This is a genomic window from Pseudomonas koreensis (assembly GCF_025447595.1).
GTDB classification, from domain to species: Bacteria; Pseudomonadota; Gammaproteobacteria; order Pseudomonadales; family Pseudomonadaceae; genus Aquipseudomonas; species Aquipseudomonas koreensis_H.
Window position 1 is genome coordinate 304,220 of the sequence record NZ_JAOEJU010000002.1, and the last position, 13,379, is coordinate 317,598.

General features: G+C 61.4%; 12 protein-coding genes. 8 read left to right on the plus strand and 4 right to left on the minus strand.

Annotated features, from left to right (window positions below):
* Window positions 1–22: 22 nt before the first annotated feature.
* Window positions 23–1,333 (minus strand): NAD(P)/FAD-dependent oxidoreductase, encoded by a 1,311-nt coding sequence (locus N8H71_RS05175; protein WP_262193176.1) that lies wholly within the window; start codon window positions 1,331–1,333, stop codon window positions 23–25.
* A gap of 145 nt (window positions 1,334–1,478) precedes the next feature.
* Between N8H71_RS05175 and N8H71_RS05180 the strand changes: the two genes are divergently transcribed.
* On the plus strand, window positions 1,479–1,832 hold the full coding sequence (locus tag N8H71_RS05180) for a YkgJ family cysteine cluster protein (protein ID WP_262193177.1): 354 nt from the start codon (window positions 1,479–1,481) through the stop codon (window positions 1,830–1,832).
* A 102-nt stretch (window positions 1,833–1,934) separates the two neighbouring features.
* Here N8H71_RS05180 and N8H71_RS05185 read toward each other — a convergent pair whose 3' ends face one another.
* Entirely contained in the window at window positions 1,935–2,423 is a 489-nt protein-coding gene (locus N8H71_RS05185) for an Lrp/AsnC ligand binding domain-containing protein (protein ID WP_003177284.1), read from the minus strand.
* A 155-nt stretch (window positions 2,424–2,578) separates the two neighbouring features.
* Here N8H71_RS05185 and dadA point away from each other — a divergent pair, with 155 nt between their 5' ends.
* The 6 genes from dadA (at window position 2,579) to N8H71_RS05215 (ending at window position 8,672) form a co-directional block, all read left to right on the plus strand.
* A complete protein-coding gene (gene dadA, locus N8H71_RS05190) occupies window positions 2,579–3,883 on the plus strand; it encodes a D-amino acid dehydrogenase (RefSeq protein ID WP_262193178.1) in 1,305 nt (434 codons plus the stop codon).
* Window positions 3,855–4,208: a RidA family protein gene (locus tag N8H71_RS05195; RefSeq protein WP_039765240.1), complete on the plus strand. Its 354-nt coding sequence runs from the start codon at window positions 3,855–3,857 to the stop codon at window positions 4,206–4,208. The genes dadA and N8H71_RS05195 overlap by 29 nt, the downstream gene beginning before the upstream one ends.
* A 95-nt stretch (window positions 4,209–4,303) precedes the next feature.
* On the plus strand, window positions 4,304–5,377 hold the full coding sequence (alr, locus tag N8H71_RS05200) for an alanine racemase (protein WP_085612071.1): 1,074 nt from the start codon (window positions 4,304–4,306) through the stop codon (window positions 5,375–5,377).
* Between the two features lie 88 nt (window positions 5,378–5,465).
* Window positions 5,466–6,014, plus strand: a complete 549-nt coding sequence (locus tag N8H71_RS05205) for a cupin domain-containing protein (RefSeq protein WP_007920393.1) — start codon at window positions 5,466–5,468, stop codon at window positions 6,012–6,014.
* A 182-nt stretch (window positions 6,015–6,196) separates the two neighbouring features.
* Window positions 6,197–6,613 (plus strand): c-type cytochrome, encoded by a 417-nt coding sequence (locus N8H71_RS05210; protein ID WP_064600380.1) that lies wholly within the window; start codon window positions 6,197–6,199, stop codon window positions 6,611–6,613.
* 136 nt (window positions 6,614–6,749) lie between these two features.
* Window positions 6,750–8,672, plus strand: a complete 1,923-nt coding sequence (locus N8H71_RS05215) for an acetyl-CoA hydrolase/transferase C-terminal domain-containing protein (RefSeq protein ID WP_262193179.1) — start codon at window positions 6,750–6,752, stop codon at window positions 8,670–8,672.
* 132 nt (window positions 8,673–8,804) lie between these two features.
* On the opposite strand, the gene N8H71_RS05220 is transcribed toward N8H71_RS05215, so the two are convergent.
* Complete coding sequence (locus N8H71_RS05220) at window positions 8,805–9,377, minus strand: xanthine phosphoribosyltransferase (protein WP_262193180.1); 573 nt, start codon at window positions 9,375–9,377, stop codon at window positions 8,805–8,807.
* Window positions 9,378–9,434: 57 nt separating this feature from the next.
* Window positions 9,435–11,444 (minus strand): DNA helicase Rep, encoded by a 2,010-nt coding sequence (rep, locus tag N8H71_RS05225; protein WP_085731399.1) that lies wholly within the window; start codon window positions 11,442–11,444, stop codon window positions 9,435–9,437.
* Window positions 11,445–11,708: 264 nt separating this feature from the next.
* On the opposite strand from rep, the gene N8H71_RS05230 reads away from it, so the two are divergent.
* The gene (locus N8H71_RS05230; protein WP_262193181.1) at window positions 11,709–13,379 is read left to right on the plus strand and encodes a putative bifunctional diguanylate cyclase/phosphodiesterase; all 1,671 of its coding nucleotides are present in this window, start codon (window positions 11,709–11,711) and stop codon (window positions 13,377–13,379) included.

Genomic DNA, 13,379 nt, shown 5'->3' on the forward strand with positions numbered 1-13,379 from the left:
CTTCAGGGACGCTGAAAGTCCATCAGACCAGTTCTTTAAGGCGATGCCACAACATCCCCAACGCCAGCAATGGCGAGCGCAGATGTTTGCCGCCGGGGAAGGTGATGTGTGGTACTTTGGCGAACAGGTCGAAGCCGCCGCTGTGCTGGCCGCTGATGGCCTCGGCCAGTAGCTTGCCGGCCAGGTGCGTGGCATTCACGCCGTGACCGGAATAAGCTTGGGCGTAATACACATTCGGCTGATCCGCGAGTCGGCCAATCTGCGGCAGACGGTTGGCACCGATGCCGATCATCCCGCCCCACTGATAATCGATTTTCGCTGAAGCGAGCTGAGGAAACACTTCGAGCATCTTCGGCCGCATATACGCGCCGATGTCCTTCGGATCACGCCCCGAGTAGTGGCAAGCGCCGCCGAACAGCAGGCGGCGATCCGCCGAGAGCCGGTAGTAATCCAGCGCCACCCGCTGGTCGCAGACCGCCATGTTCTGTGGCAGCAGGGCGTGGGCCTGTTTTTCGCTCAGGGGTTCGGTGGCGATGATGTAGCTGCCGGCCGGCAGCACCTTGCCGCTGAGTTGCGGATTCAGATTGTTGAGATAGGCATTGCAGCCCAGCACCAGGGTCTTCGCTCGCACTGAGCCTTGAGCTGTGTGCACCCGGACTTCTGGGCCGTAGTCGATGCGGGTGACCGCCGATTGCTCGAACAGCTTCACCCCGAGTTGCTGCGCTGCTGCGGCTTCGCCGAGTGCCAGGTTCAGCGGGTGCAGATGTCCGGAGCCCATGTCGATCAAGCCGCCGACGTAGCGTTTTGAGCCGACCACGGTGTGCATTTCGTTCGCTTGCAGCAGGCGGGTTTCGTAGCGGTAACCGAGGCCGCGCAGCTCTTCGGCGTCTTCGGCAAAGCCTTCAAGGTCGGAAGGTTTGTTGGCGAGATCGCAGTAACCCCAGGTCAGGTCGCAGGGGATCTGAAATTTTTCGACGCGTTGGCGGACGATTTCCACCGCTTCCAGGCCCATGAGTTTCATCTGACGCACGCCGTCGGCGCCGATCACGTTGGCGAACTGATCGAGGCCGTGGCCTACCCCGCGAATCAATTGCCCGCCGTTGCGACCGCTGGCGCCCCAGCCGATCCGGTGCGCTTCCAGAAGCACCACGCTCAAACCCCGTTCAGCCAGTTCCAGCGCGGTGTTCAGCCCGGAAAAACCGCCACCGACCACGCACACGTCCGCGATCAATTCACCTTGCAGCACCGGATGATCGGGTTGCGGCAGGCTGCTGGCGGCGTAATAAGAGGCAACGTGGGGTTGGCTCGCGGTGGCTTGGGCGCGGGCATTCATGGGCGTCATCCTGAGCGGGTGTCGAGAAAATTTGACGGAGCATAAGCCGCAGGCCCGAGGCCGGGCAACATTGGTCGGCCCGTGGTGTCTGGATCACGGCTTTTGCGGCACAATTGCCGCCTATTTCGTTCCGGTTACCGCTGCAATGACCTGCAACAGTCAGAAAATCCGCACCCTGCGTCAGCAGATTCCCACGTTCGAGTGCGTGCCGGGCTGCCATGACTGCTGCGGGCCGGTGACCACCTCGCCCGAGGAAATGTCCCGCCTGCCGCGCAAGACCCGCGCCGAGCAGGACGCGGCCATGGAAGAGCTCAACTGTGTGCACCTGGGGCCAAATGGCTGCACGGTGTATGACGAGCGACCGCTGATCTGCCGGTTGTTCGGCACCACCCAGACCTTGCCGTGCCCCAACGGCCGGCGGCCGGTGGAGCTGATTCACCCGCGTGTGGAGAAGCAGGTGTTCGAGTACATGGCCGAAAACCGGCAGGTGCTGGTTTAGTCAGTTGAACCGAGTTGCCCGCATCGCTAGCAGGCTAGCTGCCACGGGTACAGCGGTGTTCCTGTGGGAGCCAGCCTGCTGGCGATGGCCGCACCGCCAGTCTCAATCCGGAATCGGCAGGCTCAGGCTCTCTTTCACTTCTTCCATCACGATGTAGCTCTTGGATTCGCGCACGTGCGGCAGCTTGAGCAGGATGTCGCCCAGCAGCTTGCGGTACGAGGCCATCTCGGAAATCCGCGCCTTCACCAGATAGTCGAAATCCCCTGACACCAGGTGGCACTCCAGTACGTGGGGTAATTTCAGCACCGCACGTCGGAACTCTTCGAAAGTATCGCCGGATTTGTAGTCGAGGCTGATCTCGACGAACACCAGCAGACTACCCTTCAAGTGCTGCGGATTCAGGCGGGCGTTGTAGCCCATGATGATCCCCTCGCGCTCCAGGCGCCGCACCCGCTCGGTACACGGCGTGGTGGAGAGCCCGACCTTCTCGCCCAGTTCGGTGAATGAAATCCGCCCGTCCGCCTGCAGGATCCGCAAGATGTTGCGGTCGATCTTGTCCAGCTCACGTTTGGTCTGAGTGTTGGTACGCATAGGGGATGCGCCTCCGTGAAAAGGGTTTCTGCCGAGAATTGTCGCCAAATATAGGCGCTTATACAGTGAAAAGCACTGGCAAATCTTTTTTACACTGCGCGCATCATTGCTCTGACAACACACATGCGCGGCACGCCGCGATGAGGGATACAAAAATGCGCGTTATGGTCTTGGGTAGCGGCGTCATCGGTACCGCCAGTGCTTACTATCTTGCCCGTGCCGGGTTTGAAGTGGTGGTGGTCGACCGCCAGCCTGCCGCGGCCATGGAGACCAGTTTCGCCAACGCCGGCCAGGTCTCGCCGGGCTACGCTTCGCCGTGGGCTGCGCCGGGCGTTCCGCTCAAGGCCATCAAATGGCTGCTGCAACGCCACGCGCCGCTGGCGATCAAGGCCACCGCCGACATCGACCAGTACCTGTGGATGGCGCAGATGCTGCGAAACTGCACCGCCAACCGTTACGCGGTGAACAAGGAGCGCATGGTGCGTCTGTCCGAGTACAGCCGCGACTGCCTCGATGAATTGCGAGCCGAAACCGGCATCGCCTATGAAGGCCGCAGCCTCGGCACCACTCAGTTGTTCCGCACCCAGGCACAACTGGATAACGCCGCCAAGGACATCGCTGTACTGAAAGAGTCCGGTGTGCCGTTCGAAGTCCTCGACCGCGCCGGCATTGCCCGCGTCGAACCGGCTCTGGCGGGTGTCACCGACATCCTCGCCGGTGCCCTGCGCCTGCCGAACGACCAGACCGGCGACTGCCAGATCTTCACCACCCGCCTCGCCGAAATGGCCACCAAACTGGGTGTGGAATTCCGCTTCGGCCAGGACATCCAGCGCCTCGACTTCGCCGGTGACCGCATCAACGGCGTGTGGATCGACGGCAAGCTGGAAACCGCCGACCGCTACGTGCTGGCCCTCGGCAGCTATTCGCCGCAACTGCTCAAGCCGCTGGGCATCAAGGCCCCGGTTTATCCGCTGAAGGGTTACTCGCTGACCGTGCCGATCACCAACCCGGACATGGCCCCGACTTCGACCATTCTCGATGAGACCTACAAGGTCGCGATCACCCGTTTCGACAACCGCATCCGCGTCGGCGGCATGGCGGAGATCGCCGGTTTTGACTTGTCGCTGAACCCGCGTCGGCGCGAAACCCTGGAGATGATCGTCAACGACCTTTATCCTCAGGGCGGCAATCTGGCCGAAGCGAGTTTCTGGACCGGCCTGCGCCCAACCACCCCGGATGGCACGCCGATCGTCGGCGCCACCCCGTTCAAGAATCTGTTCCTGAACACCGGTCACGGCACCCTCGGCTGGACCATGGCGTGCGGCTCCGGTCGATTGCTGGCCGACCTGATGGCGAAGAAAAAACCACAGATCAGCGCCGAAGGCCTCGATATTTCCCGTTATGGCAACACCACCCAGGAGTCCGCAAAGCATGGCAATCCAGCGCCAGCTCACCAATGAGCGCATGAGTCAGATCGTCAGCCACAACGGTACGGTGTATCTGTCCGGGCAGGTCGGCGATGACTTCAACGCCGGTGTCGAACAGCAGACCCGCGACGTACTCGCCAACATCGAGCGTCTGCTCGATCTGGCCGGCACCGACAAACAGCACCTGCTGTCGGCGACGATCTACCTGAACGACATCGAAGCGCACTTTGCCGGCATGAATTCGGTGTGGGATCAGTGGCTGCCCAAGGGCGCCGCACCGGCCCGTGCCACGGTTGAAGCGAAGATGGCCAAGCCGAGCATCCTGGTCGAGATCTCCATCGTCGCCGCGTTGCCGTAACCCGTTGTAAAGATCCCTCTCCCGGTGCTGTTGGTGGTTCACGCCGTCAGCCAGCGCCGGTTTTTATTCCCATGACCGCCAAGAAGTCTGCTGCCATGCGTCCTGCCCGTGCCCTGATCGACCTTCAAGCCCTGCGTCACAACTACCGTATCGCCCGTGAAGTCACCGGTGCCAAGGCACTGGCGGTGATCAAGGCCGATGCCTACGGCCATGGCGCGGTGCGTTGCGCCCAGGCGCTGGAGGCTGAAGCGGACGGCTTCGCGGTGGCGTGTATCGAAGAAGCCCTGGAACTGCGTGCCGCCGGGATTCGTGCGCCGGTGCTGTTGCTCGAAGGTTTTTTCGAGGCGGACGAGCTGGCGCTGATCGTCGAGCACGATTTCTGGTGCGTGGTGCATTCGCTGTGGCAGCTCGAAGCGATCGAGCAGGCGGCATTGAGCAAACCGATCACCGTGTGGCTGAAGCTCGATTCGGGTATGCACCGCGTAGGCCTGCATCCGAAGGATTACCCGGCGGCTTACCAGCGTTTGCTGGCCAGCGGCAAAGTGGCGAAAGTTGTGCTGATGAGCCACTTCGCCCGGGCCGATGAACTGCACGAGCAAAGCAGCGCCGATCAGGTTGCGGTGTTCGAAGCGGCACGTCAGGGCCTGGCGGCTGAAGTCAGCCTGCGCAACTCGCCGGCTGTGCTGGGCTGGCCGCAGATTCACAGCGACTGGGTGCGTCCTGGCATCATGCTCTATGGCGCCACCCCGTTCGAAGAAGCCAACGCCGTGGCCGAGCGCCTGCAACCGGTGATGACACTGGAATCGAAAGTTATTAGCGTGCGCGAACTGCCGGCGGGCGAACCGGTGGGTTACGGCGCGAAATTCATCACCGACAAACCGATGCGCATCGGCGTGGTCGCCATGGGTTACGCCGACGGTTATCCGCGTCAGGCGCCCACCGGCACCCCGGTGCTGGTGGCCGGTCAGCGCAGCCGTATTCTTGGCCGGGTGTCGATGGACATGCTGTGCATCGACCTGACTGACGTGCCGCAAGCCGGCCTCGGTTCGACCGTCGAGTTGTGGGGCAAGAACATCCTCGCCAGCGACGTGGCGAAGTGGGCGGATACCATTCCGTACCAGATCTTCTGCAACCTGCGCCGGGTGCCAAGGCTCTATTCCGAGGGTTGAAGCGCGAGCGGGGCCCAAGTGTTGTAAATACTGAACGCTGTCGCCATGATAACGCTCAATATTTCTACAGCATCAGGAGGCTCCAGCCTTGGACGTCGGTGAACGACTGCAATCGATCCGCAAGCTCAAAGGGCTTTCCCAGCGTGAACTCGCCAAGCGCGCGGGCGTCACCAACAGCACCATTTCGATGATCGAAAAGAACAGCGTCAGCCCTTCGATCAGTTCGCTGAGGAAAGTTCTGGGCGGGATTCCCATGTCCATGGTCGAGTTCTTCTCCGAAGAGATCCTGCAGGAAGTTCCGACCCAGATCGTCTACAAGGCCAACGAGCTGATCGACATTTCCGACGGCGCCGTGACCATGAAACTGGTCGGCCGCGCGCACCCGAGCCGGGCCATCGCGTTTCTCAACGAAATCTACCCGCCGGGCGCCGACACCGGCGAAGAAATGCTCACCCACGAAGGCGAGGAAACCGGGATTCTGGTGGAAGGTCGCCTGGAGCTGGTCGTAGGTCTTGAAACTTTTATCCTCGAAGCCGGCGACAGCTACTACTTTGAAAGTACCAAGCCGCATCGTTTCCGTAATCCGTTCGATGCACCGGCGCGACTAATCAGCGCAGCCACGCCGGCGAATTTTTAAACAAAGAGGCGCCAGGCCATACCGGCGAAGGCACCCGAAACGTTTTTCCACAGCGCGATATAACCCCTTCGACTTTGGGGTTGTTTCAGTGAAGCGGGCTAACCGCTATACTTGCGCCCGCCTGCGAACCGTGGCCGCAGGCGTGAATAGCCACCATTGAGGGTGAACGCGTGAACCTAATTATGAAAATGCTGGCTGCACCAGCAACCGTATTGGCCCTCTGGGCTGTCAGCGCTCAAGCTGCGACGAATGACGATATTGCCAAACGCCTCGAGCCGGTCGGCCAGGTGTGTGTTCAAGGGCAAGAGTGCAAGGGGATGGAAGTCGCTGCTTCGGCAGGTGGCGGTGGCGGCGCCAAGACGCCGGACGAAGTGATTGCCAAACATTGCAACGCCTGCCACGGCTCCGGCCTGTTGGGCGCACCGAAAATCGGTGACGCCGCAGCCTGGAAAGAGCGCGCCGATCACCAGGGCGGCCTCGACGGCATCCTGGCCAAGGCCATCACCGGCATCAACTCCATGCCACCGAAAGGCACCTGCGCCGACTGCTCCGATGAAGAGCTGAAGGGCGCCATCCAGAAGATGTCCGGCCTGAAATAAGCCGCGCTTCTGACGAAAAAAACCGTCTCCGGACGGTTTTTTTGTGCCCGTGACTCAGGCCTGAGGCTGTTCTTTGCAGCAAACAACCGGCAATCTCGGTCGTACCTCTATTCACGGAACGGGCAGGAGGCTTCAGATGGTGCAGTTGTGTTCGATCGAACAGGCAGTGGACGACGTACTGGCGCGGTTGCCGGCGCATATCCACATGGGCCTGCCGCTGGGACTGGGCAAGCCCAACCCCTTCGTCAACGCGCTGTACCGGCGGGTTGCCGGATTGCCCGACCGGCAACTGACGATCTACACCGCCCTGTGTCTCGGCCGCCCGGCCCTGGGCGACGGTTTGCAGAAGCGCTTCATCGAACCCTTCGTGGAGCGGGTGTTCGGCGATTACCCGGAGCTGGAGTTTCTTGCCGACCTACACCGCGACAGCCTGCCGGCCAACATCCGCATCGAGCAATTCTTCATGCAGCCCGGCAGCCTGCTCAACAGCGCGCCGGCCCAGCAGGACTACGTCAGCAGCAACTACAGCCATGCCGCCCGTGACATCAACGCCGCCGGCCTGAACCTGGTGGCGCAGTTGCTCGCCAGCAGCAGCGAACATCCGGATCGTCTGAGCCTGAGTTGCAACCCGGACATCACCCTCGACCTGTTCCCGATGATCGCCAAACGCCGGGCGGCGGGGGAGACCATTCTGCTGGTCGGCCAGGTGCACACCGAGTTGCCGTACATGCCGGGCGACGCCGAAGTCGATATCGATACCTTCGACCTGCTGATCGACGAGAAGGACAGCAGCACGCTGTTTTCCACGCCGAACATGCCCGTCGGGTTTCAGGATCACTTCATCGGTTTGCACGCCAGCACGTTGGTGCGCGATGGCGGTACTTTGCAGATCGGGATTGGTTCGATGGGCGATGCGCTGACCGCAGCGTTGCTGGCGCGTCAGGCGGACAACGCCGGATACCAGGACTTGCTGGCCGATGCGAACCTCAGCCAGTGGGCGCAGTTGATCGAACGCGAGGGCGGCATCGAGCCATTCGCCAAAGGCCTGTACGGCTGCAGCGAAATGTTCGTCAACGGCCTGCTGGTGCTGGCCGAAGCCGGAATCATCCGGCGCAAGGTCTATCCGGATGTGCAGACCCAGGAGCAGGCCAACGCCGGGACGCTCGACGAGGCGGCGCAAACCGATGGCCTGTCGATCCACGGCGGTTTCTTCCTCGGGCCGCGCAGTTTCTATGAGCGCTTGCGTGAGTTACCGCTGAGCAAACGCCTTGAATTCAACATGACCCGCATCAGCTACATCAACGAGCTGTACGGTCAGGAAGAACTCAAGCGCCTGCAGCGTCTGGATGCGCGGTTCATCAACACCGTATTCACCATGACCCTGCTCGGGGCGGGCGTGGCGGATCAACTGGAAGACGGGCGGGTACTCAGCGGCGTCGGCGGGCAGTACAACTTCGTTGCTCAGGGCCATGCGCTGCACGATGCGCGGTCGATCCTGTTGCTGCGCAGCTGGCGCGAGTCCGGTGGCGATGTCAGTTCGAACATCGTCTGGGAGTACGGCCACTGCACGATTCCACGGCACCTGCGCGATATCGTGGTGACTGAGTACGGCATCGCCGATCTGCGCGGCAAGTCGGATGCGGTGGTAATCGAGACGCTGTTGAACATCAGCGACTCGCGCTTCCAGCAGGGGCTGATCGAGCAGGCGCAGAAGGTCGGCAAGCTGCCGAAGGATTTCCGTCTCGATCCGCGCTTTACCGACAACACCCCGCAACGCTTGCAGGCGATTGCTGCGCGGCATCCGAACCTGTTTCCGGAGTATCCGCTGGGCTGCGATTTCACTGAGATCGAGAAGGATCTGTTGCGGGCGCTGAACTGGCTCAAGAGCAAGTTCAAGCTGACCGAGATTCTGGAACTGGGCAAGGCAGCGCTGGATGCGCCTGAGGCTTCGCTGTTTCCGGAGCATCTGGCGCGCATGCAGCTCACCGATCCGGAAGGTCTGAAGGAAGACCTGTTTCAGCGGTTGTTGCTCACTGGCCTGAAGGCCACCGCGCAGTAGCAGCCACACAAAACACTGTGGGAGCGAGCTTGCTCGCGATGGCGGCCTTACAGCCAACACGATGTTGAATGTAATGGCCTCATCGCGAGCAAGCTCGCTCCCACAAGTATTGCGGCGCAGTTGAGTCAGTGATCAGTCGATGAACGTCACGACGCCGCCCGCCAGCGACTTCACGCGAGCCAGCGACTCGACGCGGTAACCCTGCGAATCCAGCTCCGCACGGCCGCCCTGGAATGACTTCTCGATCACGATGCCCAGACCCGCGACGGTGGCGCCGGCCTGCTTGATGATCGAGATCAGCGCCTGGGACGCCTTACCGTTGGCCAGGAAGTCGTCGATGATCAGCACGCGGTCGCTGCTGGTCAGGTGGCGCGGGGAGATGGCCACGGTGCTTTCGGTCTTCTTGGTGAACGAGTAAACGGTCGCCGACAGCAGGTTTTCAGTCAGGGTCAGGGACTGTTGCTTGCGGGCGAAGATCACCGGCACGCCGAGGTTCAGACCGGTCATGATCGCCGGAGCGATGCCCGAGGCTTCGATGGTGACGATCTTGGTGATGCCCGAATCCTTGAACAGCGTGGCGAATTCGTCGCCGATCAGCTTCATCAGGGCCGGGTCGATCTGGTGGTTCAGGAAGGCGTCGACCTTCAGGACCTGGTCGGAAAGCACAATGCCTAGTTCGCGGATTTTCTGGTGCAATGCTTCCATGAAGCTGTCCTCATTTGACGCTTTGTGCGTCGAAGGTCTAGTAAAAAGTGGTCAATTCTAGCGCTTTAACATCGCGCGTATATCAGCCAATGCGCTGTTGCCCCGCACGGCTTTGACTTCAGTCGGTGTGTCGTCGTTGCCTTCCCAGGCCAGGTCGTCCGGCGGCAGTTCATCGAGGAAGCGGCTTGGCGCGCAGTCGATGATCTCGCCGTACTGTTTGCGCTTGGCGGCGAAGGTGAACGCGAGGGTCTGGCGCGCGCGGGTGATACCCACGTAAGCCAGGCGGCGTTCTTCTTCGATGGTGTCGGCTTCGATACTGGAACGGTGCGGGAGAATTTCCTCTTCCATGCCCATGATGAACACGTAAGGGAATTCCAGCCCCTTGGACGCATGCAGGGTCATCATCTGCACGCCTTCGGCGCCGTCTTCCTCTTCCTGCTGACGTTCCAGCATGTCACGCAAGACGAGTTTGCCGATGGCGTCCTCGACGGTCATTTCGCCGTCTTCGTCTTTTTCCAGGGTGTTTTTCAAGGCTTCGATCAGGAACCAGACGTTGCTCATCCGGTAGTCCGCGGCCTTGTCGCTGGAGCTGTTGGTGCGCAGCCAGTTCTCGTAGTCGATGTCCATGACCATGCTGCGCAGGGCGGAGATCGGGTCTTCGCCGGCGCACTGCTCGCGCACCTTGTCCATGAAGCGCTTGAAGCGCGACAGACGATCGGTAAAGCGGCTGTCCAGATGCTCGCCCAGACCGAGTTCGTCGGTGGCGGCGTACATCGAGATCTTGCGCTCGGTGGCGTAGTTGCCGAGTTTTTCCAGGGTCGTCGAGCCGATCTCGCGGCGCGGCACGTTGATCACCCGCAGGAAGGCGTTGTCGTCGTCCGGGTTCACGATCAGGCGGAAGTAGGCCATCAGGTCTTTCACTTCCTGACGGCCGAAGAAGCTGTTGCCGCCGCTCAGACGGTACGGCACCTGATGGTGCTGCAGTTTCAATTCGATCAGCTTGGCCTGGTAGTTGCCGCGATAGAGGATCGCGAAATCGCTGTACGGGCGGTCGGTGCGCAAGTGCAGGCTGAGGATTTCCATGGCCACGCGCTCGGCTTCGGCGTCCTCGTTGCGGCAGCGGATCACGCGGATCTCGTCGCCGTGGCCCATCTCGCTCCACAGCTGCTTCTCGAATTCGTGCGGGTTGTTCGAGATCAGCACGTTGGCGCAACGCAGGATGCGGCTGGTGGAGCGGTAGTTCTGCTCCAGCATCACCACTTTCAGGGACGGATAGTCGTCCTTGAGCAGCATCAGGTTTTCCGGCCGCGCGCCGCGCCAGGCGTAGATCGACTGGTCGTCGTCGCCCACCACGGTGAACTGGTTGCGCTTGCCAATGAGCATTTTCACCAGCAGGTACTGGCTGGCGTTGGTGTCCTGGTATTCGTCCACCAGCAGGTAACGCACCTTGTTCTGCCACTTTTCGAGGATGTCGGCGTGTTCTTCGAAGAGTTTCACCGGCAGCAGGATCAGGTCGTCGAAGTCCACTGCGTTGAACGCCTTGAGCGTACGCTGGTAGTGGGTGTAGACGATGGCGGCGGTCTGCTCCTTGGGGTTGCGGGCGTTTTCCAGTGCCTCGGCCGGCAGGATCAGGTCGTTCTTCCAGGCGCCGATCATGTTCTTGATCTCGTCGACGCCGTCGTCGCCTGCGTATTCCTTCTGCATGATGTCGGTCATCAGCGACTTGACGTCGGTTTCGTCGAAGATCGAGAAACCGGGTTTGTAGCCCAGCCGTTCATGTTCCTTGCGGATGATGTTCAGGCCCAGGTTGTGGAAGGTGCAGACCGTCAGGCCGCGACCCTCGCCGGCACGCAGCAGGGTGCCGACCCGTTCCTTCATCTCGCGCGCGGCCTTGTTGGTGAAGGTCATGGCGACGATGTACTGGGCACGGATGCCGCAGTTCTGGATCAGGTGCGCAATCTTGCGCGTGATCACGCTGGTCTTGCCGGAGCCAGCACCGGCGAGCACCAATAGAGGGCCGCCGACGTAGTTCACGGCTTCTTGCTGCCGGGGATTGAGTCGGGACATACGAAAATACGGGAGTCGTTGACGAAATGGGCCGGCATTTTAACAGGCTCAGCAAATTGTGCTGCTCTCTCCGACTTGTGACGTACCGCGCGATTCATATTTGCCGGTTTTGTTACTTTCACGCAGGATGCGCGGTGATTTTGCGGCTAATGTACTCATTCGTGACACAAAATAACGTTTTGATAACCGTTGTCATTTGGTCATTGGTTGCCACAACGGCATAATGCCCGCCGCCCACATCATTGCAGAGTCTAGGGAGTCAGCTTGACTACGCCTGTCGAACCCTTGCGTTTGCTGCTACTGGCCGAAGAGCCAGCGTGGACAGCGTTATTGCGCGAGTGTCTGGCTCCGTTGGGGAGTGCGGCGGTGCTGATCAGCGCGCCGAACTGGGAGTCGGTCAGCAGTCTGTTCGAAGACAACCGCCACGCGGTGTTGTTGACCGTTCCCGCGTTGCAGCCGGCGCCTGGTCGTTGCAGCCTGTCGACGGTATTGCTTCTGGAACACGAGCCGGCGACCGCGCCCGATGGCGTCAGCGACTGGCTGGTATTCGATGCCCTCGATGCCGGCATGCTCCGGCGTTGCCTGCGGCATGTGCGCGAACGCGGCGTGCTGGAAAACACTCTGCAACGCCTGGCCGAGCAGGATCCGCTGACCGGCATCGCCAACCGTCAGGGTTTCCAGACTTTGCTCACGGCGCGCCTGGCCGAAAATGACGGTCGCGGCCTGGCCCTCGGGCATCTAGATCTCGACAACTTCCGCCACGCCAACGACGCCCTCGGCCATCAGGCCGGTGATCGCCTGATCCTGCAAGTCGTCGCGCGGCTGAAAAGTCAGCTGGAAGTCGGCGATCAACTGGCGCGCCTCGGCAGCGATGAATTCGCCTTGCTGATCGACACCCGCCGCGCCCCGCAACGGGCGGAATGGATGGCCGAACGGATCACCGAAGCCCTGGCCGAACCTTACTGGGTCGATGGCGAAAGCCTGTTGATCGGCTCCAGCCTGGGCATCGCCCATGCCCGCGCCCAGGGCGGCGCCGATCCGCTGATGTGGCACGCGCACATCGCCATGCAGCAGGCCAAGAGCACTCAGGGCTGCACCTTTCACATCTTCAACGAGCGGATCAACCGCAACGCGCGGAGCATGGCCGACCTCGAAAGCGAGCTGCGCCGGGCCTTGCGTCGCGATGAGCTGGAGTTGCATTACCAGCCGCGCCTGAACCTGCAGGATGGCCAGATCGTCGGCCTTGAGGCGCTGGTGCGCTGGCGCCACAGTGAGCGCGGTTTGCTTGCGCCAAGCGAATTCGTGCCGCTGGCCGAGCAGAGCGGCTTGATTGTGCCGCTGGGTTATTGGGTCATTTCCCGGGCCCTGCGTGACATGCAGGCGTTGCGCGAGCGCGGTCTGCCGGCGCTGCACATGGCGATCAACCTGTCGTTCCGCCAGTTCCAGGATAGTCAGTTGCTGCCGACGCTCAGCCGTCTGATCGCCGAGCGCGGGGTCGAGGCGCAATGGCTGGAGTTCGAACTCACCGAAACCGCCGTGATGCGCCGCAGCGATCTGGTCAAGCAGACCATGGACGCCCTCGGTCGCCTCGGCGTGCGTTTTTCGCTGGATGATTTCGGCACCGGATTCTCATCGTTCGTGCACCTCAACAGCCTGCCGATCACGCTGCTGAAGATCGACAAGAGCTTCGTCGGCGGCATGGAGCAGCGCGAAGAGAATCGCAAACTGGTGCACGCGATGATCAACCTTGCGCACAACCTGCACCTGGAAGTGGTTGCCGAAGGGGTGGAAACCCGCGAGCAACTGGATTTGCTGCGAGGGTTCGGCTGCGATCAGGTGCAGGGTTACCTGATCAGCAAGCCGTTGCCGTTGGCGGAGCTGGTTGATTACCTGGTGGCAGATGCCAGCCAGCCTCCGCTGGGAATCGTGGTTTAG

Coding starts and splice junctions, on each gene's coding strand:
- N8H71_RS05175 (WP_262193176.1), bottom strand. CDS start 1,333: ATGAATGCCCGCGCCCAAGCCACCGCGAGCCAACCCCACGTTGCCTCT.
- N8H71_RS05180 (WP_262193177.1), top strand. CDS start 1,479: ATGACCTGCAACAGTCAGAAAATCCGCACCCTGCGTCAGCAGATTCCC.
- N8H71_RS05185 (WP_003177284.1), bottom strand. CDS start 2,423: ATGCGTACCAACACTCAGACCAAACGTGAGCTGGACAAGATCGACCGC.
- dadA (WP_262193178.1), top strand. CDS start 2,579: ATGCGCGTTATGGTCTTGGGTAGCGGCGTCATCGGTACCGCCAGTGCT.
- N8H71_RS05195 (WP_039765240.1), top strand. CDS start 3,855: ATGGCAATCCAGCGCCAGCTCACCAATGAGCGCATGAGTCAGATCGTC.
- alr (WP_085612071.1), top strand. CDS start 4,304: ATGCGTCCTGCCCGTGCCCTGATCGACCTTCAAGCCCTGCGTCACAAC.
- N8H71_RS05210 (WP_064600380.1), top strand. CDS start 6,197: ATGAAAATGCTGGCTGCACCAGCAACCGTATTGGCCCTCTGGGCTGTC.
- N8H71_RS05215 (WP_262193179.1), top strand. CDS start 6,750: ATGGTGCAGTTGTGTTCGATCGAACAGGCAGTGGACGACGTACTGGCG.
- N8H71_RS05220 (WP_262193180.1), bottom strand. CDS start 9,377: ATGGAAGCATTGCACCAGAAAATCCGCGAACTAGGCATTGTGCTTTCC.
- rep (WP_085731399.1), bottom strand. CDS start 11,444: ATGTCCCGACTCAATCCCCGGCAGCAAGAAGCCGTGAACTACGTCGGC.